18 protein-coding genes are annotated in these 20,680 nt (G+C 65.3%); 15 read left to right on the top strand and 3 right to left on the bottom strand.

Going from position 1 to position 20,680, the window contains the following annotated elements; all coding sequences use genetic code 11:
- Positions 1-48 precede the first annotated feature (48 nt).
- Genes smc through ACFSQR_RS14970 form a run of 7 tightly spaced genes read left to right on the top strand, consistent with a single transcriptional unit; the run spans position 49 to position 10,605 of the window.
- Positions 49-3,573 carry a chromosome segregation protein SMC gene (gene smc / locus ACFSQR_RS14940; protein WP_377730734.1) on the top strand — a complete coding sequence of 1,175 codons (3,525 nt, stop codon included), beginning with the start codon at positions 49-51 and terminating at the stop codon, positions 3,571-3,573.
- Between the two features lie 14 nt (positions 3,574-3,587).
- Positions 3,588-4,634 (top strand): cell division protein ZipA C-terminal FtsZ-binding domain-containing protein, encoded by a 1,047-nt coding sequence (locus ACFSQR_RS14945; RefSeq protein WP_377730735.1) that lies wholly within the window; start codon positions 3,588-3,590, stop codon positions 4,632-4,634.
- Positions 4,634-6,679, top strand: coding sequence for an NAD-dependent DNA ligase LigA (gene ligA / locus ACFSQR_RS14950; RefSeq protein WP_377730736.1), 2,046 nt, complete (start codon positions 4,634-4,636; stop codon positions 6,677-6,679). The genes ACFSQR_RS14945 and ligA overlap by 1 nt, the downstream gene beginning before the upstream one ends.
- Positions 6,676-7,563, top strand: coding sequence for a UTP--glucose-1-phosphate uridylyltransferase GalU (gene galU, locus ACFSQR_RS14955; RefSeq protein WP_377730737.1), 888 nt, complete (start codon positions 6,676-6,678; stop codon positions 7,561-7,563). Before ligA ends, galU begins: the two co-directional genes overlap by 4 nt.
- Positions 7,560-8,093 carry a peptide deformylase gene (gene def / locus ACFSQR_RS14960; protein ID WP_377730738.1) on the top strand — a complete coding sequence of 178 codons (534 nt, stop codon included), beginning with the start codon at positions 7,560-7,562 and terminating at the stop codon, positions 8,091-8,093. The genes galU and def overlap by 4 nt, the downstream gene beginning before the upstream one ends.
- A 44-nt stretch (positions 8,094-8,137) precedes the next feature.
- The gene (locus tag ACFSQR_RS14965) at positions 8,138-10,120 is read left to right on the top strand and encodes an OPT family oligopeptide transporter (RefSeq protein ID WP_377730739.1); all 1,983 of its coding nucleotides are present in this window, start codon (positions 8,138-8,140) and stop codon (positions 10,118-10,120) included.
- Positions 10,117-10,605: a hypothetical protein gene (locus tag ACFSQR_RS14970; RefSeq protein WP_377730740.1), complete on the top strand. Its 489-nt coding sequence runs from the start codon at positions 10,117-10,119 to the stop codon at positions 10,603-10,605. The genes ACFSQR_RS14965 and ACFSQR_RS14970 overlap by 4 nt, the downstream gene beginning before the upstream one ends.
- 46 nt (positions 10,606-10,651) lie before the next feature.
- Here the strand turns inward: ACFSQR_RS14970 and ACFSQR_RS14975 are convergent, their stop codons facing one another.
- From ACFSQR_RS14975 to map, 3 genes are read right to left on the bottom strand one after another with little or no spacing between them, the layout of a single operon-like run.
- Positions 10,652-11,401, bottom strand: a complete 750-nt coding sequence (locus ACFSQR_RS14975; RefSeq protein WP_377730741.1) for a pseudouridine synthase — start codon at positions 11,399-11,401, stop codon at positions 10,652-10,654.
- Between the two features lie 9 nt (positions 11,402-11,410).
- The gene (locus ACFSQR_RS14980; protein ID WP_377730743.1) at positions 11,411-13,990 is read right to left on the bottom strand and encodes a [protein-PII] uridylyltransferase; all 2,580 of its coding nucleotides are present in this window, start codon (positions 13,988-13,990) and stop codon (positions 11,411-11,413) included.
- Positions 13,991-13,993: 3 nt separating this feature from the next.
- A complete protein-coding gene (map, locus tag ACFSQR_RS14985; protein ID WP_377730744.1) occupies positions 13,994-14,818 on the bottom strand; it encodes a type I methionyl aminopeptidase in 825 nt (274 codons plus the stop codon).
- Positions 14,819-15,039: 221 nt separating this feature from the next.
- Here map and ACFSQR_RS14990 point away from each other — a divergent pair, with 221 nt between their 5' ends.
- The 8 genes from ACFSQR_RS14990 to ACFSQR_RS15025 all read left to right on the top strand — a co-directional run bounded on the left by ACFSQR_RS14990 (position 15,040) and on the right by ACFSQR_RS15025 (position 20,674).
- Entirely contained in the window at positions 15,040-15,267 is a 228-nt protein-coding gene (locus tag ACFSQR_RS14990) for a type II toxin-antitoxin system RelE/ParE family toxin (protein WP_377730906.1), read from the top strand.
- Positions 15,264-15,656, top strand: a complete 393-nt coding sequence (locus tag ACFSQR_RS14995) for a DNA-binding protein (protein ID WP_377730907.1) — start codon at positions 15,264-15,266, stop codon at positions 15,654-15,656. The genes ACFSQR_RS14990 and ACFSQR_RS14995 overlap by 4 nt, the downstream gene beginning before the upstream one ends.
- 119 nt (positions 15,657-15,775) lie before the next feature.
- A complete protein-coding gene (gene rpsB, locus ACFSQR_RS15000; protein ID WP_377730745.1) occupies positions 15,776-16,525 on the top strand; it encodes a 30S ribosomal protein S2 in 750 nt (249 codons plus the stop codon).
- A gap of 104 nt (positions 16,526-16,629) precedes the next feature.
- On the top strand, positions 16,630-17,541 hold the full coding sequence (gene tsf, locus ACFSQR_RS15005; RefSeq protein ID WP_377730746.1) for a translation elongation factor Ts: 912 nt from the start codon (positions 16,630-16,632) through the stop codon (positions 17,539-17,541).
- Between the two features lie 208 nt (positions 17,542-17,749).
- Positions 17,750-18,466: a UMP kinase gene (pyrH, locus tag ACFSQR_RS15010; RefSeq protein WP_377730747.1), complete on the top strand. Its 717-nt coding sequence runs from the start codon at positions 17,750-17,752 to the stop codon at positions 18,464-18,466.
- A 34-nt stretch (positions 18,467-18,500) separates the two neighbouring features.
- Complete coding sequence (gene frr, locus ACFSQR_RS15015) at positions 18,501-19,061, top strand: ribosome recycling factor (protein WP_377730748.1); 561 nt, start codon at positions 18,501-18,503, stop codon at positions 19,059-19,061.
- Between the two features lie 14 nt (positions 19,062-19,075).
- Positions 19,076-19,834, top strand: a complete 759-nt coding sequence (gene uppS / locus ACFSQR_RS15020; RefSeq protein ID WP_377730749.1) for a polyprenyl diphosphate synthase — start codon at positions 19,076-19,078, stop codon at positions 19,832-19,834.
- Complete coding sequence (locus ACFSQR_RS15025) at positions 19,835-20,674, top strand: phosphatidate cytidylyltransferase (protein ID WP_377730750.1); 840 nt, start codon at positions 19,835-19,837, stop codon at positions 20,672-20,674.
- Positions 20,675-20,680: the final 6 nt, after the last annotated feature.

Raw genomic sequence — 20,680 nt, forward strand, 5'->3', positions numbered from 1 at the left:
CTGTCCCTCTAACCGATTTGGCCTGACTGGCTGTTAACTGTCGAGAACGTGCGTCTATCTTCCATTAAATTGTCGGGATTTAAGTCGTTTGTCGATCCCACCAATTTCCAGGTCCCGGGGCAGTTGGTGGGCGTGGTCGGACCGAACGGCTGCGGGAAGTCCAACATCATCGATGCGGTGCGCTGGGTGCTGGGCGAATCGAAAGCCTCCGAGCTGCGCGGCGAGTCGATGCAGGACGTGATCTTCAACGGCTCCACCTACCGCAAGCCGGCTGGCCGCGCATCGGTCGAACTGGTGTTCGACAACAGCATGGGCAAGGCTGCCGGCCAATGGAGCCAGTACGCCGAGATCGCGGTCAAGCGCACCCTCACGCGCGACGGCACCTCCACCTATTACATCAACGGCCAGCCGGTGCGCCGGCGCGACATCCAGGACATCTTCCTCGGCACCGGCCTCGGTCCGCGCGCGTACGCGATCATCGGCCAGGGCATGATCTCGCGCATCATCGAGTCGCGTCCCGAAGAGCTGCGCGTGTTCCTCGAGGAAGCCGCGGGCGTCTCCAAGTACAAGGAGCGCCGCCGCGAGACCGAGAACCGCCTGCACGACACCCGCGAGAACCTGCTGCGCGTCGAGGACATCCTGCGCGAACTGAACGCCAACCTGGAAAAGCTGGAGGCGCAGGCTGTCGTCGCCACCCGCTTCCATGCGCTGCAGGCCGACCAGGAAGAAAAGCAGAAGCTGCTCTGGCTGCTGCGCAAGACCGAAGCGCAGGCCGAGCAGAAGCGCTACTTCCTCGAGATGGAGCAGGCCCAGACCGCGCTGGAAGGCCAGACCGCCAAGCTGCGCCACGTGGAACTGGAGCTGGAGCAGATGCGCCAGGCCCACTTTGCCGTCGGCGACCGCCTGCACACCGCGCAGGGCCACCTGTACCAGACCAATTCCGAAATCGGCAGCCTGGAAGCGCAGATCAAGTACGTGATCGAGTCGCGCACCCGCCTGCAGAACCAGATCGGCACCCTGCAGGCCCAGCGCGCGCAATGGCAATCGCAGCGCGAGGCCTACCAGGCGCAGCTCGAGGAAGCCGAGTTCACGCTGGAGGAGCTGTCCGCCCGCGTCGAGCAGTCCCAGGTCGAGGCGGAGCAGCAGCATGAGCGCATTCCCGGCCTGGAAGCGGCCTGGCGCGAAGCGCAGCAGAAGTCGACCGCATCGCGCGAGCGCATCCTGCAGCTGCAGCAGCGCATCGAACTGGAATCGGCGCACCAGCGCAACGCCTCCAACATCCTGTCGCAGCTGGCCAGCCGGCGCGATCGCCTGCAGCAGGAAAAGAACGGCCTGAACCTGCCGGACAGCGCGCACCTGTCCAACCTGCGCATGCAGCTGGAGGAAAAGCAGCAGGCGCTGGAAGAGCAGCAGATGATCCTCGAGGAAGCCGTGCAGCAGCAGGCGCAGCTCGACGAGGAACGCAGCGCCGCCGCCGCACTGGTGCAGAAGGAAACCGCCGCCAACGCGCAGCTGGAAGCGCGCCTCGCCGCGCTCAGGCAGCTGCAGGAACGCATGCAGACCGAAGGCAAGGTGCAGCCGTGGCTGGACAAGCACGAGCTGGGCAAGCTGCCGCGCCTGTACCAGAAGCTGCACATCGAGCAGGGCTGGGAGACCGCGATCGAAGCGGTGCTGCGCGAGCGCACCGGCGCGCTCGAAATGTCCAACATCGAGTGGGCCAAGTCATTCTTCAGCGATGCGCCGCCATCGCGCCTGGCTATGTACGCGCCGTCGGTGACGCCGGCGACGCCGCATGAAGTCCCGGGCCTGAAACCGCTGGCGTCCCTGCTCAAGCTGAACGAGCCGGGCCTGCGCGGCCTGATGAACGACTGGCTGCACGACGTGTTCGTGGCGGACGATGCGCAGAGCGCCCTGTACGACCGGGCCAGGCTGCCGGCCGGCGCCTGCTTCGTGACGCCGCAAGGCCACATCGTCACCCAGTCGTCGGTGCGCTTCTACGCGGCCGACGCCGAGAGCGACGGCACGCTGTCGCGCCTGCAGGAAATCGAGAACATCGGCAAGCAGCTGCGCGCGCAGCACATGCTGGCCGAGGAAGCGCGTTCGCGCTCGGTGCGTGCCGAAGCGGCCGTGTCGGAACTGGCGCGCAGGCTGCAGGAAGCGCGCGCGAAAGCGTCGGCGCTGACCCAGTCGGTGCACGCGCTGCAGATCGACGTGGTCAAGCAATCCGAGATCGAGGCCCGCTTCAACCAGCGCAGCAGCCAGATCGAAGCCGACCTGGCCGAAATCGCGGCGCAGGAAGCCGAGCAGCAGCAGGTGCGCGCCGAGTCCGAACAGCAGTTCGAACAGCTCGACATGGAGCTGGCCGAGCTGCAGGGCGCGCACGAGGACGGCCAGACCGCGTTCATGGAAAAGGAACAGGCGCTCGCCGACGCGCGCCAGCGCCAGCGCGACCTCGAGCGCGCCGCGCAGGAAGCGCAGTTCGCCGAGAAGTCACAGCGCAGCAAGATCGAGGAGCTGCGCCGCAATATCGCCACTGCCGCGCAGCAGGCCGACCAGGTCGCCGAAAGCCTGGAGCTGGGCCACCAGGAGCTGGAGTCGCTCGATTCGGCCACCGCCAACGAGGGACTGCAGGAACTGCTGGACCGCCGCTCGGCGCAGGAGCGCGCGCTGGCCGATGCGCGCCATGAGCTTGACCAGGTAGCGCAGCAGCTGCGCCACGCCGAGGAAGCGCGCATGTCGTCCGAGCGCAGCCTCCAGCCGCTGCGCGACAAGATCACCGAGATGCAGCTCAAGGAGCAGGCCGCGCGCCTGAACCAGGAGCAGTTCGCCGAGGCGCTGGCGGCCACCGGCGCCGACGAAGCGGTGCTGGCCGAAAAACTCACCCCGGACATGAAGGCGCAGTACCTGCAGGCCGAAGTGACGCGCCTGACCAATGCGATCGCCGCGCTGGGCGCGGTCAACCTGGCCGCGCTCGACGAGCTGGCGCAGGCGTCCGAACGCAAGAACTTCCTGGACGCGCAGAACGCCGACCTGACCGAGGCAATCACCACGCTGGAAGATGCGATCTCCAAGATCGACAAGGAGACGCGCGACCTGCTGCAGGACACGTTCGACCGCGTGAACAGCCACTTCAGCGAGTTGTTCCCGATCCTCTTCGGCGGCGGCAATGCCAAGCTGGTCATGACCGGCGACGAGATCCTCGACGCCGGCGTGCAGGTGATGGCCCAGCCGCCCGGCAAGAAGAACGCGACCATCCACCTGCTGTCCGGCGGCGAAAAAGCGCTGACCGCGACCGCGCTGGTGTTCTCGATGTTCCGCCTGAACCCGGCGCCATTCTGCCTGCTCGACGAGGTGGACGCGCCGCTGGACGACGCCAATACCGAGCGCTTCTGCCGCATGGTCAAGCGCATGTCCGACCATACCCAATTCCTTTTCATCTCCCACAACAAGATTGCGATGGAGATGGCCAATCAACTGATCGGTGTGACGATGCAGGAGCAGGGCGTATCGCGCATCGTGGCGGTGGACATGGAGTCCGCCGCCCATTTCGCTACAGAGGCACAAGCAGCATGACAGACGACCTTCAAATGAGTTTGCTCGCCGCGGCGGGCGTTTTCGTCGCCGTCGTAATCGGCTACAACAAGTACCACGAGTACAAGGCGCGCAAGAGCGTCGAGCGCGCGTTCTCGTCGGACCACGACGACGTGCTGATGAAGGGGCCCGGCGACCGCGCCGAGCCTTCGCTCGACATCGGCGCCGGCGCGCAGGACAAAGCCGAGCCGGTACTGGACGAGCCGGTGGTGCAGGGCGCCGACGAGGGCGTGCCGGCATCGGAGCTGGCCACCAGCATGGTCGACCCGCTGATCGACGTGCTGATCCCGTTGGAGCTCGAAGTCGCGGTGCGCGGCGACAAGGTGCTGCCGGTGCTGCAGACGCTGCGCCATGTCGGCAACAAGCCGATCCACTATATCGGCATGGCCGTCTCCGGCGACTGGGAGCCGATCCGCCACGGCAGCGTATATACGAAGCTGCAGGCCGGCGTGCAGATGGCCAGCCGCACCACCGCGCTGAACGAACTGGAATACTCGGAACTGGTCACGCGCCTGCGCTCGATGGCCGACGAGATCGGTGCCGAGCCGCAGATTCCTGACATGATCGAAGTGATGGCCGAGGCGCGCAACCTGCACCGCTTCGTGGCCGGCCACGACGCCCAGCTGGGCGTGAACCTGCTGTCGAACGGCGCGCCGTGGGCGATCCCGACCCTGATCGGCGCGCTGGAAAAGCAGGGCTTCGACGTGCGTCCGGACGGCCGCTTCGTCATGCCGGACGGCGAGGGCGGCCACCTGTTCTCGCTCTCGACCAACGTGACGCTGGCCGAGGAGACCACCTCGCAGCTGACGCTGCTGCTTGACGTGCCCTGCGTGGCGCCATCGCGCGATGGTTTCAACGCGATGATCGCCTGCGCCAGGTCGCTGGTGGCGCGCCTTGACGCCACCATCGTCGACGACAGCAACCAGCCGCTGTCGGACGAGGCGATCGCCGCCATCAATGGCCAGGTGCTCGAATTCTACGAAGAGATGGCCCAGGCCGACATTCCGGCCGGTTCGACCCGCGCGCTGCGCCTGTTCTCCTGATGCACAAGCAGCCCGACCACCTCGCCCGCATGGCGTGGCTGACGCAGGAACTGAACCGGCACATCTTCGCTTACCACGTACTCGACGCCCCGACCATCCCGGACGCCGAGTACGACAAGCTGTTTGCAGAACTGCAGCAGCTGGAGGCCGAGCACCCCGAAGCGGTGTCGCAGGATTCGCCGACCTACCGTGTCGGCGCGGCGCCGATCGCGGCCTTCCAGCAGGTCACCCATACCGTCCCGATGCTGTCGCTGAACAACGCGTTCAGCGACGAGGACATTGAAAACTTCGACCGCCGCGTGCGCGAAGGCCTGGGCGTGCCCCAGGTGGAGTACGCGGCGGAGCTCAAGTTCGACGGCCTGGCGATCAGCCTGCGTTTCGAGGACGGCCTGTTCGTGCAGGCCGCGACGCGCGGCGACGGCAGCACCGGCGAGGACGTCACCGCCAATATCCGCACCGTGAAGGCCATCCCGCTGCGCCTGGCCGGCGGCGATGTCCCGGCCGTGCTGGAAGTGCGCGGCGAAGTGCTGATGTACAAGGCCGATTTCGCGCGCCTGAACCAGCGCCAGCGCGACGCCGGCCAGAAGGAATTCGCCAACCCGCGCAACGCGGCCGCCGGCAGCCTGCGCCAGCTCGATTCGCGCATCACGGCACAGCGCACGCTGCGCTTCTTCGCCTACGGCATCGGAGCGCTGGAAGGCGCGGAGATGCCCGGTTCGCACAGCGCGCTGCTCGACTGGTACGAGCGCATGAACCTGCCTGTGTGCCGCGAGCGCGCGGTCGTGAGCGGCGCCGAAGGCCTGACCGCCTTCTACCGCAACATTGGCGCCAAGCGTTCCGGCCTGCCGTACGACATCGACGGCGTGGTGTACAAGGTCAATGCGCTCGAGGACCAGCGCACGCTCGGCTTCGTGTCGCGGGCGCCGCGCTTTGCGGTGGCGCACAAGTTCCCGGCCGAGGAAGCGCTGACCACCGTGCAGGACATTGAAGTGCAAGTGGGACGCACCGGCGCCATCACGCCGGTGGCGCGCCTCGCGCCTGTGTCGGTCGGCGGCGTCACCGTCACCAACGCGACCCTGCACAACGAGGACGAGGTACGCCGCAAGGATATCCGCATCAACGACACGGTCATCGTGCGCCGTGCCGGCGACGTGATTCCGGAAGTGGTGTCGTTTGTCCCCGAGCGCCGGCCCGCCAACGTGCGCGAGTTCGTCATGCCGGCCAACTGCCCGGTGTGCGGCTCGCCCATCGTCAAGCCGGAAGACGAGGCGGTGGCGCGCTGCTCCGGCGGCTGGACCCACTGCAATGCGCAGCGCAAGGGCGGCCTGATGCACTTCGTCTCGCGCCGCGCGATCGATGTGGAAGGCATGGGCGAGCAGCTGATCGACCAGCTGGTGGACAAGGGCCTGGTCAAGACCGCGGCCGACCTGTACCGGCTGGATATGGACAGCCTGTGCTCGCTGGAGCGCATGGCGCAGAAATCGGCCCAGAATGTGCTGGACGGGCTGCAAAAATCGAAGCACACCACCTTCGCGCGCTTCATCTATGCGCTTGGCATCCGCCATGTGGGCGAATCGACCGCCAAGGCGCTGGCCGCGCACTTCGGCAACCTGGACGCGCTGATGCACGCGGCCACCTGGGAGGGCGGCATCCAGCTGCTGGAGGTCGAGGACGTCGGCCCCGTGGTCGCGAAGTCGATCGCCGAATTCCTGGGCGACGCGGAGAACGCTGCGCTGGTGATGCAGCTGCGTGAAGCCGGCCTTACCTGGAAGGACGGCGTGCATGTCAAGACCGCCGGCGGTTTGACGGGCAAGACCTTCGTCCTGACCGGCACGCTGCCCACCATGAGCCGGGACGAAGCCGCGGCCCTGATCGAGGCGGCAGGCGGCAAGGTATCCGGCTCGGTCTCGAAGAAGACTTCGTATGTTGTGGCGGGCAGCGACGCCGGCTCCAAGCTGGCGAAGGCGCAGGAACTGGGAGTGGCCCTGCTCGACGAGGAGGGCCTGTTGAAACTGCTGGATTCGGTCAGGAGCGAGGACGCATGAAGCCCATCAGGAAAGCCGTGTTCCCGGTCGCAGGATTAGGCAGCCGCTTCCTGCCTGCGACTAAAGCCCAGCCCAAGGAAATGCTGCCGATCGTCGACAAGCCGCTGATCCAGTACGCGGTCGAGGAGGCGGTGGCCGCGGGCATTACCGAGCTGGTGTTCATCACCGGCCGCAACAAGCGCGCCATCGAGGACCATTTCGACAAGGCCTACGAGCTGGAGGCGGAGTTGGAAGCGGCCGGCAAGAAGCAGCTGCTGGAACTGGTGCAGAACGTGATTCCCAAGCACGTCAGCTGCATCTACATCCGCCAGCCGGCCGCGCTGGGACTGGGCCACGCCGTGCTGTGCGCCCGTCCGGTGATCGGCGACGATTGTCCGTTCGCCGTGCTGCTGGCGGACGACTTCATGGACACGACGCCCGGCCAGAAGCCGGTGCTGCAGCAGATGACGGACCTGTTCGAATACGAGCAATGCAGCGTGCTCGCCGTGCAGGACGTGCCGCGCGAGCAGACCAGGCAGTACGGCATCGTCAGCGCGTCCGCCTACCGCGAGGGCGTGGAACTGGTGTCCGGCATCGTCGAGAAGCCGCAGCCGGATGTGGCGCCGTCGACGCTGGCCGTGGTGGGCCGTTACGTGCTGACCGGCGAGATTTTCAGCTACCTGGAGCACATCGGCGCCGGCACCGGCGGCGAGATCCAGCTCACCGACGGCATTGCGGCCATGATGCGCGACCAGCGCGTGCTGGCCTACCGCTACCAGGGCATCCGCTATGACTGCGGCTCCAAGCTCGGCTACCTGGAGGCGACCACCGCAATGGGGCTCAAGCATCCCGAGACCGCCGATGGCTACGCGCGCTTCCTGCAGCGGCTCGGGGGCGTCCAGTGACGGTACGCGAGATCCTGCGCATGGGCGATCCGCGCCTGCTGCGCGTGGCCGAACCGGTGCGCGACTTCGGCACCCCCGAGCTGCACCGGCTGATCGAAGACATGTTCGACACCATGCATGCCGCGAACGGCGCCGGCCTGGCCGCGCCGCAGATCGGCGTGAACCTGCAGCTCGTCATCTATGGCTTCAGGCAGAACCCGCGCTACCCGGACGCGCCCGAGGTGCCCGAGACGGTGCTGATCAATCCCGTGCTCACGCCGCTGTCGGAGGAAATGGAGGAGGGCTTCGAAGGCTGCCTTTCCGTGCCCGGCATGCGCGGCAGCGTCCCGCGCTACAAGCGGCTGCGTTATGCGGGATTCGACCAGGCCGGCGCGCCAATCGAGCGCGACGCGGAAGACTTCCACGCGCGCGTTGTCCAGCACGAGGTAGACCACCTGCTCGGCATCCTGTACCCCATGCGCATCCGCGATTTTTCGCGTTTTGGCTTTACCGAAGTAATGTTCCCCGGCCTCGACGCCGGCGACGACTAGCAAGACCGTTCCACCCATACCAATAACAGTACTGGAGACACTGCATGAACCTGGCATCATCCGCCGATCCGAAGGAAATCACCCTGCGGGGTGCGATCCTCGGCATCCTCATCACGCTTATCTTTACCGCGGCGCAGGTGTACCTGGGCCTGAAGGTCGGCCTGACCTTCGCCACTGCGATTCCCGCCGCCGTGATCTCGATGGCACTGCTGTCGGCGTTCCGTGACGCGACGATCCAGGAAAACACCTTCGTCCAGACCATCGCGTCGGCGGCCGGCACGCTGGCCTCGGTGATCTTTGTCCTGCCGGGCCTTCTGATGATCGGCTGGTGGGCCGAGGTGCCATTCTGGCCCACGTTCGGCGCGTGCGCGATCGGCGGCGTGCTGGGGGTGATGTACACGGTGACGCTGCGGCGTGCGCTGGTGTCGCAATCGAAACTGCCGTATCCAGAAGGCGTGGCGGCGGCGGAAGTGCTGAAGGTCGGCACCGCGACCCGCTCCGGCGCGCAAGAAGGCAAGGCCGGGCTGCGTGCGGTCATCTGGGGCGCGCTCGCCTCGGCCGCATTCGCCTCGCTGGCGGCGATGAAACTGATGGCGGCCGAAGTGGCCACGTATTTCAAGGTCGGCTCGGGCGCAACCGGCATCGGCGCGGCCAGCTCGCTGGCGCTGGTGGGCGCCGGCCACCTGATGGGCATTACCGTCGGCATGGCAATGCTGGTGGGACTGGCGATCGCGTGGGCGGTGCTGGTGCCGATGCTGAGCGCGATGGAGCCGGCAACGGCAGCATCGGCGGCCGACCAGGCGCTGGGCATCTGGAGCACCAAGGTGCGCATGATCGGTGCCGGCGCCATCGGCACCGCGGCAATCGTGACGCTGGCATCGCTGGCCAAGCCGATCATCGGCGGCCTGGCCTCCGCGATGGAGGCGTCGCGCCGCATCAAGGCCGGCGACGAATCGATTCCGCGCGTGGAAAAAGACCTGCCGATCTTCATGGTCGGCGTCGTGACCCTGCTGGCACTGGTGCCGGCAGGCTGGCTGATGGCAAGCTTCCTGGAAGGCGGCGTGCTGGCGTCGCTGTCCGTCCCGCTGATCGCCGTGGGCGTCGGCTACATCCTGGTCGCCGGCATCCTGGCCGCCGCGGTGTGCGGCTACATGGCCGGCCTGATCGGATCGTCCAACTCGCCGGTATCGGGCATCGCGATCCTGACCATCCTCGGCTCGGCGGCGACCGTCGGTTTCGTCGGCCGTGAACTGCTCGATGCGAACGTGGCGCAGGCCCTGATCGCGTACGCGCTGTTCGTCACCACTGTGGTGCTGGCCGTCGCCGTCATCGGTAACGACAACCTGCAGGACCTGAAGACCGGCCAGCTGGTCGGCGCAACCCCGTGGAAGCAGCAGCTGGCGCTGGTGATCGGCGTGTTCGCAGGCTCGATGGTGGTGCCGCCGGTGCTGGAGCTGCTGAACCAGTCGTACGGCTTCGCCGGCGCGCCGAACGTGAACGCGATCTCGGACGAGCCGCTGGCGGCGCCGCAGGCGCTGCTGATCTCCACGCTGGCAAAGGGCGTGATCGGCGGCGGCCTGCCCTGGGACCTGGTCGGCTACGGCGCGCTGCTCGGCCTGGCGCTGGTCGCGGTCGATTTCGCGCTGAAGTCCGGCAGCAAGGGCCGCTACGGCCTGCCGCCGCTCGGCGTGGGCCTGGCGATCTACCTGCCGTCGGCGGTGACGCTGCCGGTCATCATCGGCGCGTTCGCAGGCTATATGTTCGAAAAAGCGATGCGCAAGCGTCCAAACGGCGAAGCGGCGTCGCGCCTGGCGGTGCTGGTGATGTCCGGCTTCATCGTGGGCGAAAGCCTGTTCAACGTCGGGCTGGCCGGCCTGATCGTCATGTCCGGTACCGGCGAACCGCTGGCGCTGACCGACGCCATCGGCGAATCGGTCGGCATGCTGGTCGCGCTGGCGGTCGGCGGCGCGCTGCTGGTGACGATGTACCGGTGGGCCGCCACTTCGGCGAGCCGGATCAAGGCATGATGGGGCGCGGCAGCATGATCTTGCGCATTGCCGTGCTGGCGGTTGCAGTGGCCGCTTCGGCGGCCCATGCCGGCGTGATCGAATCGAAGCCGCTGTCGGAGACCTGGATCAATCCGGGTTTCGCGACTGCGCACTTCGACAGCGACAAGGACCTCTCGGGCAGCAACTGGGGACTGGGGGCGGAGTACCGCTTCTCGACGGTGGCGTCGGTCACCGCGGGGCGGTTCCGCAACAGCGACCGGGCCTATTCGAATTACGTGGGGCTGTACTACCAGCCGTGGGAGTTCAGGGGCGTGCGCCTCGGCGCGGTGGTGGGCGGCTTTGACGGCTATCCGAACATGCGCGACGGCGGGTGGTTTCCGGCGCTGATTCCGACCGCGAGCTACGAGTATGGCCGGGTAGGGCTGAACGTCGGCTTCATCCCCTCGTACAAGAACCGCCTCTACGGCGGCTTCTCGTTCCAGCTCAAGTTCAAGGTCCACTAACAGACGTTCGGGGCTGGCCCGAAGGCGGCCGTCCCCAACTTCAGCTTCAGAACTGCTCGTCGGGACGCAGGTAACGCCACTGGCCGACCGGCAGGTCGCCCAGCTTGACGCGGCCGATGCGCACGCGCTTCAGGCCCACCACCTTCAGCCCCACCATCTCGCACATGCGCCGGATCTGGCGCTTCTTGCCTTCCTTGAGCGTGAAGCTGAGCTGGTCCTCGTTCTGCCAGCGTACCTTGGCCGGCAGCAGCGGCTTCCCGTCCATCCACAGTCCGTGGTTCAGCTTGCGCAGGTCCGCGTCCGGCAGCTTGCCCGGGCCGCGCGTGTACTCGACCCGCACCAGGTACTCCTTTTCGATCGTGGTGTCCTGCCCGATCAGCTGCTTGGCGATGCGGCCATCCTGGGTCAGCACCAGCAGGCCGACCGAGTCGATGTCGAGGCGCCCCGCGGGCACCAGGCTGCGCAGCTGGGTCGGATGGAACTGCTCCGGCGAGGGATCGTCCGGCCAGCGGTTTTCCGCCTTGATCAGCGCCACCGCCGGCGTGTAGCCGTCTTCGGCCTGGCCGCTGACGTAGCCCATCGGCTTGTTGATCAGGACCGTGACGCGCTTGGACTGCTCGGCGGCGGCCTGGCGCTCGACGGTGATTTTCTGCGACGGCAGCACCTTGGAGCCCAGCTCGGATACCACCTTGCCGTCCACGCGCACCCAGCCGCGGGCGATCCATTCGTCTGCCTCGCGGCGCGAGCAAAGGCCAAGTTCGGACATGCGTTTCGATAGGCGGAGCGGTTCGGTCATTCTGTTCTTCTAGATCTTGAGCGCGTCCAGCATGTCGGTTTCGAACTGGAGCTGGACGCGCGGGTTGTTAAGGACTGCGCCGTCGACGAGGAACACGTCTTCCACGCGCTCGCCGAGGGTCATGATTTTTGCGGTATGCAGGTTGACGCGGTAGCGCGTGAGCACGGTCGCGATCGAATACAGCAGGCCGGTGCGGTCGTTGGCCGCCACGGACAGCAGGTAGTACTGGCCGCGCTCGTCCGGCCGCAGGTCGACCGTCGGCGTGAGCGGGAAGGTGCGCGACAGGCGCGACAAGCGGCCCTTGGTCGGCGGCGGCAGCGGCCCTTGCGAGCGCAGCGCCTCCGCCAGTTCGTGTTCGATCAGGCTGATGATGTCGCGGTAGTTGCGCGCGAAATTCTGCTCGGTGACCATGAAGGTGTCGAGCGCGTAGCCGTTTTTCGTCGTGTGGATCTTGGCGTCCAGGATCGAAAAGTTCTTGCGGTCGAAGTAGCAGCAGATGCGCGCGAACAGGTCCGGCTGGTCCTTGGCGTACACGGTCACCTGCAGGCCTTCGCCGGCCGGCGCCAGGCGGCAGCGCACCACCGGGTTGTCGCTGTCCAGCAGCCCCATGAGCGCGCGCGTCTGCCATGCGATGTCGGAGGCGTCGTGGCGCAGGAAGTACGCCACGTCCAGCTGCTGCCACAGCGCCTCGTGCGCGTCGCGCGGCAGGCCGTGCAGGCGCAGCGTGGCCAGCGCTTCCTCCTGGCGGTTTTTCAGTTCGCTGTCGGCCCAATGCGGCTCGCCGCCCAGCACGCGCAGCGTTACGTTGTACAGGTCTTCGAGCAGCTTGGCCTTCCACGCATTCCAGACCTTGGGGCTGGTGCCGCGGATGTCGGCCACCGTCAGCAGGTAGAGGGCGGTGAGGTGGCGTTCGTCCTTCACCAGCTTCGCGAACGCTTCCACCACGTCCGGGTCGGACAGGTCCTGCTTCTGCGCGACCGTGGACATCGACAGGTGCTGTTCGACCAGGAAGGTGACCAGCTCCGTGTCCTCGGCGGACATCCCGTGGTCGCGACAGAACTGCGCCGCATCCAGCGCGCCCAGGTGCGAATGGTCGCCGCCGCGGCCCTTGCCGATGTCGTGGAACAGCGCGGCCACGAACAGCAGCCAGCGGTTGGGGAAGTTCGCGATCAGCTGCGAGCAGAACGGGTACTCGTGCGCATGCTCGGTCATCGTGAAGCGACGCATATTGCGCACCACCATCATGATGTGCTGGTCCACCGTGTAGACGTGGAACAGGTCGTGCTGCATCTGCCCGACGATGCGGCGGAAGGTGGGCAGGTAGCGCCCCAGCACGCCCATGTCGTTCATGCGCCGCAGCGCATGCACCAGGCCGACCGGCGCCTGCAGGATGCGCAGGAAGTTCGCCTTGTTGACCGGGTTGTCGCGGAACGCGCCATCGATCAGCAGGCGCGCGTGCCACAGCGCGCGCTGGGTGCGCGCGGTCATGCCCTTGATTTCCGGGCGCCCGGTCATCAGCACGAAGATCTCGAGGATCGCCGTGGGCGTTTTCTCGAAGGTGTCGTCGTCCGTGATGTCGATGAAGTGGTTGACGTCGTTGAAGCGCTCGTTGATCGGCGTGGACACGGTCGGCTGCGGGAACAGCTGCGCCTCGATGTTCTGCAGCAGGATCTTGTTCAGCTGCGTCACCGTCTTGGCGGCCCAGTAGTAGCGCTGCATCAGCAGCTCGCTGGCGCGCCGCATGTTCGGCCCGGTGCCGGTCGCCTGCAGGCCGAAGGTCTCGGCGATCGGGGTCTGGACGTCGAACGCCAGCCGGTCCTCGCGGCGGTTGGTGTACAGGTGCAGGCGGATGCGGATGTCCTTGAACGCGCGCTCCTTCTCCATCAGCTGGCGCGCCTCGGTTTTGGTGATCAGCCCGCGCTGGGCCAGCTCGCTCCACGACCACGCGAGGCCGGCCGCCTTGGCCACCCACAGGATCACCTGCAGGTCGCGCAGGCCGCCCGGGCTTTCCTTGCAGTTGGGCTCCAGCGAGAACGCGGTGTCCTCGTACTTGGCGTGGCGCAGGCGCATCTCGGTGGTCTTGGCCACGAAATAGGCCTGCGGGTTCATCGCCGCCTGGTAGCGCGTGCGCAGTTCCTCGAACAGGGCGGCGTCGCCGTCGACCAGGCGCGCTTCCAGCAGGCTGGTTTGCACCGTGATGTCGGCGCGCGACTCGGACAGGCATTCGTCCACCGTGCGGATGCTGTGGCCGATTTCCAGGCCCAGGTCCCACAGCAGCTGCACCAGCGCTTCCAGCCGCGCTTCGGTCAGCGCGTCGGCAGGCTGTCCAAGCAGGACCAGCACATCGACATCGGAGTAGGGGAACAGTTCGCCGCGGCCGTAGCCCCCCACGCCGACCAGCGCCGTGTTGGGTGGCAGTTCGGCCGCGCGGAATGCTTCGGTGAGGACGGAGTCGACTGCCGCGCGCAGGCCGCGCAGCAGTTTTTCGGGCTTGCCGTCGGCGCGGAACGCCGCGATGTGCGCCGCGCGCTCATCCTTCAGGCGCTGCCTGAGCGCGCCGCGCAGCGACGGCAACAGCGCGGCGCCCATGGGTCAGGCCGTGGCGGTCTGCGCAGCCAGGATGAAGGCAGGTGGCGGCGGCGAACCTGCGGACAGGGTCAGCACCTCGTAGCCCGTTTCGGTGACCAGCACGGTGTGTTCCCACTGCGCGGACAGGCTGCGGTCCTTCGTCTTGATGGTCCAGCCGTCGTTCATTTCGCGGATCTCGCGGCGGCCCGCATTGATCATCGGCTCGATCGTGAAGATCATGCCCGGCTCCATGACGTCGCCGGTGCCCGGGCGGCCGTAGTGCAGGATTTGCGGCTCTTCGTGGAAGCCCTTGCCGATCCCGTGGCCGCAGAACTCGCGCACCACGGTGTAGCCGTGCTTTTCGGCGTGCTGCTGGATCGCGAAGCCGATGTCGCCCAGGCGCGCGCCCGGCTTGACCTTGGCGATGCCCAGCCACATGCACTCGTAGGTGACTTCGGACAGGCGCCTGGCCTGGATCGACGGTTCGCCGATCAGGAACATGCGCGAGTTGTCGCCGTGGTAGCCGTCCTTGATGACGGTGATGTCCAGGTTGACCGAGTCGCCGCTCTTGAGCACCTTGTCGCCCGGGATGCCGTGGCAGATCACGTCGTTGACGGAGGTGCAGATCGCCTTCGGATACGGGGTGTAGCCCGGCGGGCAGTAGTTGAGCGGGGCAGGGATCGTGCCCTGCACGTTGACCATGTACTCGTGGCACAGGCGATCGAGTTCGCCCGTCGTCACGCCCGCCTTCACGAACGGGGTGATGTAGTCGAGCACTTCGGAGCCGAGACGGCCCGCGAGGCGCATGCCTTCGATGTCGGCCTGCGATTTGATAGGAATGGAGGACATAAGTCGCTTTGCGAATGAACAGACGGGCGCGCTTGAACGGCAACCGCCGGCGCGCAAACAAGTCCAAATTATAAACGACCCGTCCTGGTCGCGTGTCGAAGCCCATCTGTAACTTATAAGCTACAATGTTTGCAATTCAGCGATATCGGCGACCCGATGGCTCAGTTCCATTCGATGACTGGTTCGGCTCGTTGCGTGACCTTCAGGGGCGCTCACGCATCATGACGAGAGTATATCGTATGAAGGGTGGCAACTTTGGCGATCACAGGCCGATCGGCGATGGTGTATTCGAGCTGCGTATCCACGCTGGACCTGGTTATCGGATCTATTATGGGCAGCATGGCGACGAGTTGGTTCTTCTCTTATGTGGTGGGTCCAAAAAATCCCAGGATTCTGACATTCGAATTGCGAAAGGGTATTGGCGCGAATGGAGAGTGAGACCGAAATGAAGGCGGCGGCGCCGCTTTACGCACCAGACTCCTTCGATGAGTGGGCGCAGGCGCAATTCCGGGCGGATCGTGAACTTGCCGTAGATGTCTTGAAGCTATCGCTCGAATCGCTTGACAATCCAGACGAGCGGGGCGGCGCCATGCTGGCTATCCGGTCATTGGTGGAAGCGTACGGCGGGATGGCAGTTGTGGCCAAAGAGGCAGGGATAAGCAGGGTGGCCTTGTACAGGTCGCTGTCGCCGAAAGGGAATCCCACCTTGAAGACCCTGCTGGCAGTACTCCGCGTCCTCAAGGTGCGCCTGTCGATCGTGCCGCTGGAGGACATCGGCGCCAACGGATCGGGTGTTGCCAATGACGGCGCTTCCAGTGTAGAATCTCGGGTTGCTTGAACTGGTTTTCGAGCAATCAAGTTGGAAAATCATATTTTTTTGTAAATCGCGAATCCGCCTTCAAAGGGTGCCCTCGAGGTGACTGGGCGGATTTGAGAACATAACCCTGGAGAATTGCAATGTCCGTAACCATGCGTGAAATGCTGGAAGCCGGTGTCCACTTCGGTCACCAAACCCGTTTCTGGAACCCAAAGATGGCACCGTTCATCTTCGGTCATCGTAACAAGATCCACATCATCAACCTCGAAAAGACGATGGCGATGTATCAGGAAGCGATGAAGACCGTCAAGCAGATCGCTGCCCAGCGCGGCACCATCCTGCTGGTCGGCACCAAGCGTCAGTCGCGCGACATCATCGCCGCTGAAGCGCAGCGCGCCGGCGTTCCTTACGTCGACCAGCGTTGGCTGGGCGGCATGCTGACCAACTTCAAGACGATCAAGACCTCGATCAAGCGCCTGAAGGACATGGAAGCACAGATCGAAGACGGTTCGGTCCAGAAGCTGTCGAAGAAGGAAGCGCTGATGTTCTCGCGCGAACTGGAAAAGCTGCAAAAGTCGATCGGCGGCATCAAGGAGCTGAACGGCGTTCCTGACGCAATCTTCGTCGTCGACGTCGGCTACCACAAGGGCGCGATCACCGAAGCTGCAAAGCTGGGCATCCCGGTCATCGGCGTGGTCGATACCAACCACTCCCCGGAAGGCGTGACCCACGTCATCCCAGGCAACGACGACTCGTCCAAAGCGATCACCCTGTACGCCCGCGGCGTGGCAGACGCGATCCTGGAAGGCCGTTCGAACGCCACCAAGGACGTCGCTGACATGGTCAAGGCATCCGGCGACGAATTCGTCGAAGTTTCCGAGCAAGCTTAATTGTCAGGCGGGGTTCCCCCGCCCAGGCAGCGAAAAAGGGGTGGCATCTGGCTCCCCTTTTTTTTAAACAGAATTTCAGTATCACACCAATTAGGAGAACTCACATGGCAGCGATTACCGCAGCAATGGTCGGCGAACTGCGCGCGAAGACCGACGCACCAATGATGGAATGCAAGAAGGCCCTGACCGAAGCCGCTGGCGACATGGACAAGGCGGAAGAGATCCTGCGCGTCAAGCTGGGCGGCAAGGCATCGAAGGCATCGGCACGCATCACCGCTGAAGGCGTGGTCTCCGCATACATCGCGGGCAACGTGGGCGCGCTGGTCGAAGTGAACAGCGAAACCGACTTCGTCGCCAAGAACGACGACTTCCTGAACCTGGCGGCAACCGCTGCGCGCCTGGTCGCCGAGCACAACCCGGCCGACCTGGCTGCCCTGGCAGCCCTGCCAGCTGGCGACGGCAAGACCCTGGACGAAGTGCGTGCGGCCCTGATCGGCAAGATCGGCGAGAATATGACTTTCCGCCGCTTCCAGCGTTTCGAAACCACCGGCAAGCTGGCTTCGTACCTGCACGGCACCCGCATCGGCGTGATGGTCGAGTTCGAAGGCGAAGACCAGGTTGGCAAGGACGTGGCAATGCACATCGCGGCAATGAAGCCGGTGGCACTGTCGTCCGAGCAGGTGCCTGCTGAACTGATCGAGAAAGAGCGTTCGGTCGCAGCGGCCAAGGCCAAGGAAGACGCGGAGAAGGCAGCTGCCGAAGGCAAGCCGGCCCAGTCCGAAGAGATCGTCGCCAAGCGCCTCGAAGGTTCGGTCCAGAAGTACCTGAAGGAAGTCTCCCTGCTGAACCAGGCATTCGTGAAGAACGACAAGCAGTCGATCGAGCAGATGCTGAAGGCAAACAACGCGACCGTGAAAGCATTCACGATGTACGTCGTTGGCGAAGGCATCGAGAAGAAGGTGGACGACTTCGCGGCGGAAGTGGCAGCTCAGATGGCTGCTTCGAAGCAAGCGTAATAAAGAAAGCGGGCCGAGAGGCCCGTTTTTTTAGGGTCGGCGAAAAATTACCTGTCGCCATCCCTGACGGCGCGCACGTCGTCATCCCGGGACCTGGGGCCGCACGCGGCGGGGATCATGCCCTGCCTGGGGTGACCGCCTGTAAAGTTTTAAGCCAGGGGTAATAGAAATTTGTCATACTGTCACGATCGTCAATAGGAGCCCATCAATGACCAAACCAGCCTACAAACGCGTACTCCTGAAACTGTCCGGTGAGGCCCTGATGGGGGACGATCCATACGGCATCAACCGCTCGACCATCGAGCGCATGGTGGCCGACGTGGCGGAAGTGGCGAAACTGGGCGTGGAACTGGCAGTCGTGATCGGCGGCGGCAACATCTTCCGTGGCGTGGCCCCGGGCGCGCAGGGCATGGACCGCGCGACGGCGGACTACATGGGCATGCTCGCCACCGTCATGAACGCCCTCGCGCTGGCCGACGCCATGCGCCAGCAGGGCATCACCGCGCGCGTGATGTCGGCGATCGGCATCGAGCAGGTGGTCGAGCCCTACGTGCGCCCGAAGGCGCTGCAGTACCTGGAAGAGGGCAAGGTCGTGGTGTTCGCCGCCGGCACCGGCAACCCGTTCTTCACCACCGATACCGCGGCCGCGCTGCGCGGCTCCGAAATTTCCGCCGAGATCGTCCTCAAGGCAACAAAGGTCGATGGCGTATATACTGCCGATCCAAAGAAAGATCCGAACGCAACCCGTTACGAATCCATCAGCTTCGACGATGCGATCTCCCAGCACCTGCAGGTGATGGACGCCACCGCCTTTGCGCTGTGCCGCGACCAGAAGCTGCCGATCAAGGTGTTTTCGATCGTCAAGCCGGGCGCGCTCAAGCGCGTCGTGATGGGCGAGGACGAGGGCACGCTCGTACACGTTTAAATATCATCCGAATAAAAAGCACTAGGAGAGCAGCATGTCCACAGCCGACGTGAAAAGCAACGCGCAGACGCGCATGAACAAGTCGATCGAAACCCTTCGCGCCGACCTGGCCAAGGTGCGTACCGGCCGCGCGCACACCGGCATCCTCGACCACGTGATGGTCGAGTACTACGGCAACCCGACCCCGATCAACCAGGTCGCCAACCTGACCCTGGTCGATGCCCGCACCATCGGCGTGACGCCGTTCGAAAAGAAGATGGCCTCCACCATCGAGAAGGCGATCCGCGACGCCGACCTGGGCCTGAACCCGGCCGCGCAGGGCGACACCATCCGCGTGCCGACCCCGCCGCTGACCGAAGAGCGCCGCAAGGAGATGGTCAAGCTGGTCAAGAGCGAAGCCGAAGACGCGAAAATCGCGATCCGTAACATCCGCCGCGACGCCAACGAACAGCTGAAGAAGCTGGTCAAGGACAAGGCCATCTCGGAAGACGACGAGCGCCGCGCATCGGACGACATCCAGAAGCTGACCGACAAGTTCGTCGCCGATGTCGACAAGATGGTCGTGGAAAAAGAGAAGGAAGTGCTGACGGTCTGACCGCCGGCCCCGTTATGATTTTCAAAAGCTCGACGGCCGTAGTGCCGGAAGTAGGCGAGGTACCGCGCCACGTTGCGATCATCATGGATGGCAACGGGCGCTGGGCTACCAAGCGCTTCATGCCGCGCGTGGCCGGCCACGTCAAGGGCGTGGAGGCAGTGCGCGGCGTGGTCGAGGCGTGCGTGGTGCGCGGGGTCGAATACCTGACCCTGTTCGCATTCTCGTCCGAGAACTGGCGCCGCCCCCAGGAGGAAGTCTCGCTGCTCATGAAGTTGTTCGTCACCGCGCTCGAGCGCGAGGTGGCGAAGATGCATGCGAACGACATCCGCCTGAAAGTGGTGGGCGACCTGTCCCGCTTCGATCCGAAGCTGCAGGAAATGATTGCGGCAGCCGAGCGCCGCACCGCCGGCAACCGCCGCCTGACCGTCACCGTGTGCGCCAACTACGGCGGGCGCTGGGACATCATGCAGGCTGCGGCCAAAATGGCGCGCGCCCATCCGGGCGCGACCGAGTTCACCGAGGACCAGCTGGCCGAACACCTGGCAATGGCGTACGCGCCGGAGCCGGACCTGTTCATCCGCACCGGCGGCGAACAGCGCATCTCCAACTTCCTGCTGTGGCAGCTCGCCTATTCCGAGCTGTACTTCACCGATACCTACTGGCCCGACTTCTCCGCCGAGTCCCTCGACCTGGCGATCGCGTCGTACCGGAACCGTGAGCGCCGCTTCGGCCGCACGGGCGAACAACTCGCAGAAAAAGAAAAGGCGCTCTGAATGCTGAAAACCCGGGTCCTCACCGCCGTCGTCCTGCTGGCCATCCTGCTGCCGGTGCTGTTCTACCGGAATATGCTGGCGTTCGGCGCGGTGGTGCTGGCCTTCATGGGCGCCGCGCTGTGGGAAGCCTACCGCCTGGTGCAGCCGAACGCGCGCTACCCCGTGCTGGTGCCGCTCCTGTGGACGCTGGCGTTCGCAATGCCGGTGATGGCCGGCGGCCTGTCGACCCAGTCGCCGCTGTGGTGGGGCCTGGCGGCTGCCGCCTGGCTGCTGGTGTTCGCGCCCAAGCTCAAGACCGGGCTGCCGGACATCGCATCGGGCTCGGCGCGCATCCACGGCATCCTGTACATGCTTTCGATCGTGGCCGCCTTCATGGCGATCACCGCGCTGTACCGCCATTCGCCGGTCTACCTGCTGTCCGTGATGGCGCTGGTGTGGATCGCCGATATCGGCGCCTATTTCTCCGGCAAGGCCTTCGGCAAGCGCAAGCTGGCCGTGTCGATCTCGCCGGGCAAATCCTGGGAAGGCGCCATCGGCGGCGGCATCGCCGTGCTGCTGATCGCGGCCGCCACCGTCTTCTTCGCCGGCGACGCTGCGCTGCTGGCCGATACCTTTGCCGTGCAGGTGCAGGCAAAGGCCGGCTGGCTGGTGCTCGCCGCCGTCCTGCTGCTGCTCGTGGCCGCCAGCGTGATCGGCGACCTGGCCGAGTCGCAGCTCAAGCGCCGCGCGGCCATCAAGGACAGCAGCAACCTGCTGCCCGGCCATGGCGGTGTGCTGGACCGCATCGACGCATTGGTGCCGGTCCTGCCGATTGCCGCCCTGATCGACGCCTGGCTCTGAATCAAA

This window comes from Pseudoduganella sp. GCM10020061 (genome assembly GCF_042683405.1).
Lineage (GTDB): Bacteria > Pseudomonadota > Gammaproteobacteria > Burkholderiales > Burkholderiaceae_D > Telluria.

What these genes read in the sequence shown, in the direction of transcription:
- ACFSQR_RS14945 (WP_377730735.1), top strand. Translation starts at nt 3,588, where the DNA reads ATGAGTTTGCTCGCCGCGGCGGGCGTTTTCGTCGCCGTCGTAATCGGC.
- ligA (WP_377730736.1), top strand. Translation starts at nt 4,634, where the DNA reads ATGCACAAGCAGCCCGACCACCTCGCCCGCATGGCGTGGCTGACGCAG.
- galU (WP_377730737.1), top strand. Translation starts at nt 6,676, where the DNA reads ATGAAGCCCATCAGGAAAGCCGTGTTCCCGGTCGCAGGATTAGGCAGC.
- ACFSQR_RS14965 (WP_377730739.1), top strand. Translation starts at nt 8,138, where the DNA reads ATGAACCTGGCATCATCCGCCGATCCGAAGGAAATCACCCTGCGGGGT.
- ACFSQR_RS14970 (WP_377730740.1), top strand. Translation starts at nt 10,117, where the DNA reads ATGATGGGGCGCGGCAGCATGATCTTGCGCATTGCCGTGCTGGCGGTT.
- ACFSQR_RS14975 (WP_377730741.1), bottom strand. Translation starts at nt 11,401, where the DNA reads ATGACCGAACCGCTCCGCCTATCGAAACGCATGTCCGAACTTGGCCTT.
- ACFSQR_RS14980 (WP_377730743.1), bottom strand. Translation starts at nt 13,990, where the DNA reads ATGGGCGCCGCGCTGTTGCCGTCGCTGCGCGGCGCGCTCAGGCAGCGC.
- map (WP_377730744.1), bottom strand. Translation starts at nt 14,818, where the DNA reads ATGTCCTCCATTCCTATCAAATCGCAGGCCGACATCGAAGGCATGCGC.
- ACFSQR_RS14990 (WP_377730906.1), top strand. Translation starts at nt 15,040, where the DNA reads ATGACGAGAGTATATCGTATGAAGGGTGGCAACTTTGGCGATCACAGG.
- ACFSQR_RS14995 (WP_377730907.1), top strand. Translation starts at nt 15,264, where the DNA reads ATGAAGGCGGCGGCGCCGCTTTACGCACCAGACTCCTTCGATGAGTGG.
- rpsB (WP_377730745.1), top strand. Translation starts at nt 15,776, where the DNA reads ATGTCCGTAACCATGCGTGAAATGCTGGAAGCCGGTGTCCACTTCGGT.
- tsf (WP_377730746.1), top strand. Translation starts at nt 16,630, where the DNA reads ATGGCAGCGATTACCGCAGCAATGGTCGGCGAACTGCGCGCGAAGACC.
- pyrH (WP_377730747.1), top strand. Translation starts at nt 17,750, where the DNA reads ATGACCAAACCAGCCTACAAACGCGTACTCCTGAAACTGTCCGGTGAG.
- frr (WP_377730748.1), top strand. Translation starts at nt 18,501, where the DNA reads ATGTCCACAGCCGACGTGAAAAGCAACGCGCAGACGCGCATGAACAAG.
- uppS (WP_377730749.1), top strand. Translation starts at nt 19,076, where the DNA reads ATGATTTTCAAAAGCTCGACGGCCGTAGTGCCGGAAGTAGGCGAGGTA.
- ACFSQR_RS15025 (WP_377730750.1), top strand. Translation starts at nt 19,835, where the DNA reads ATGCTGAAAACCCGGGTCCTCACCGCCGTCGTCCTGCTGGCCATCCTG.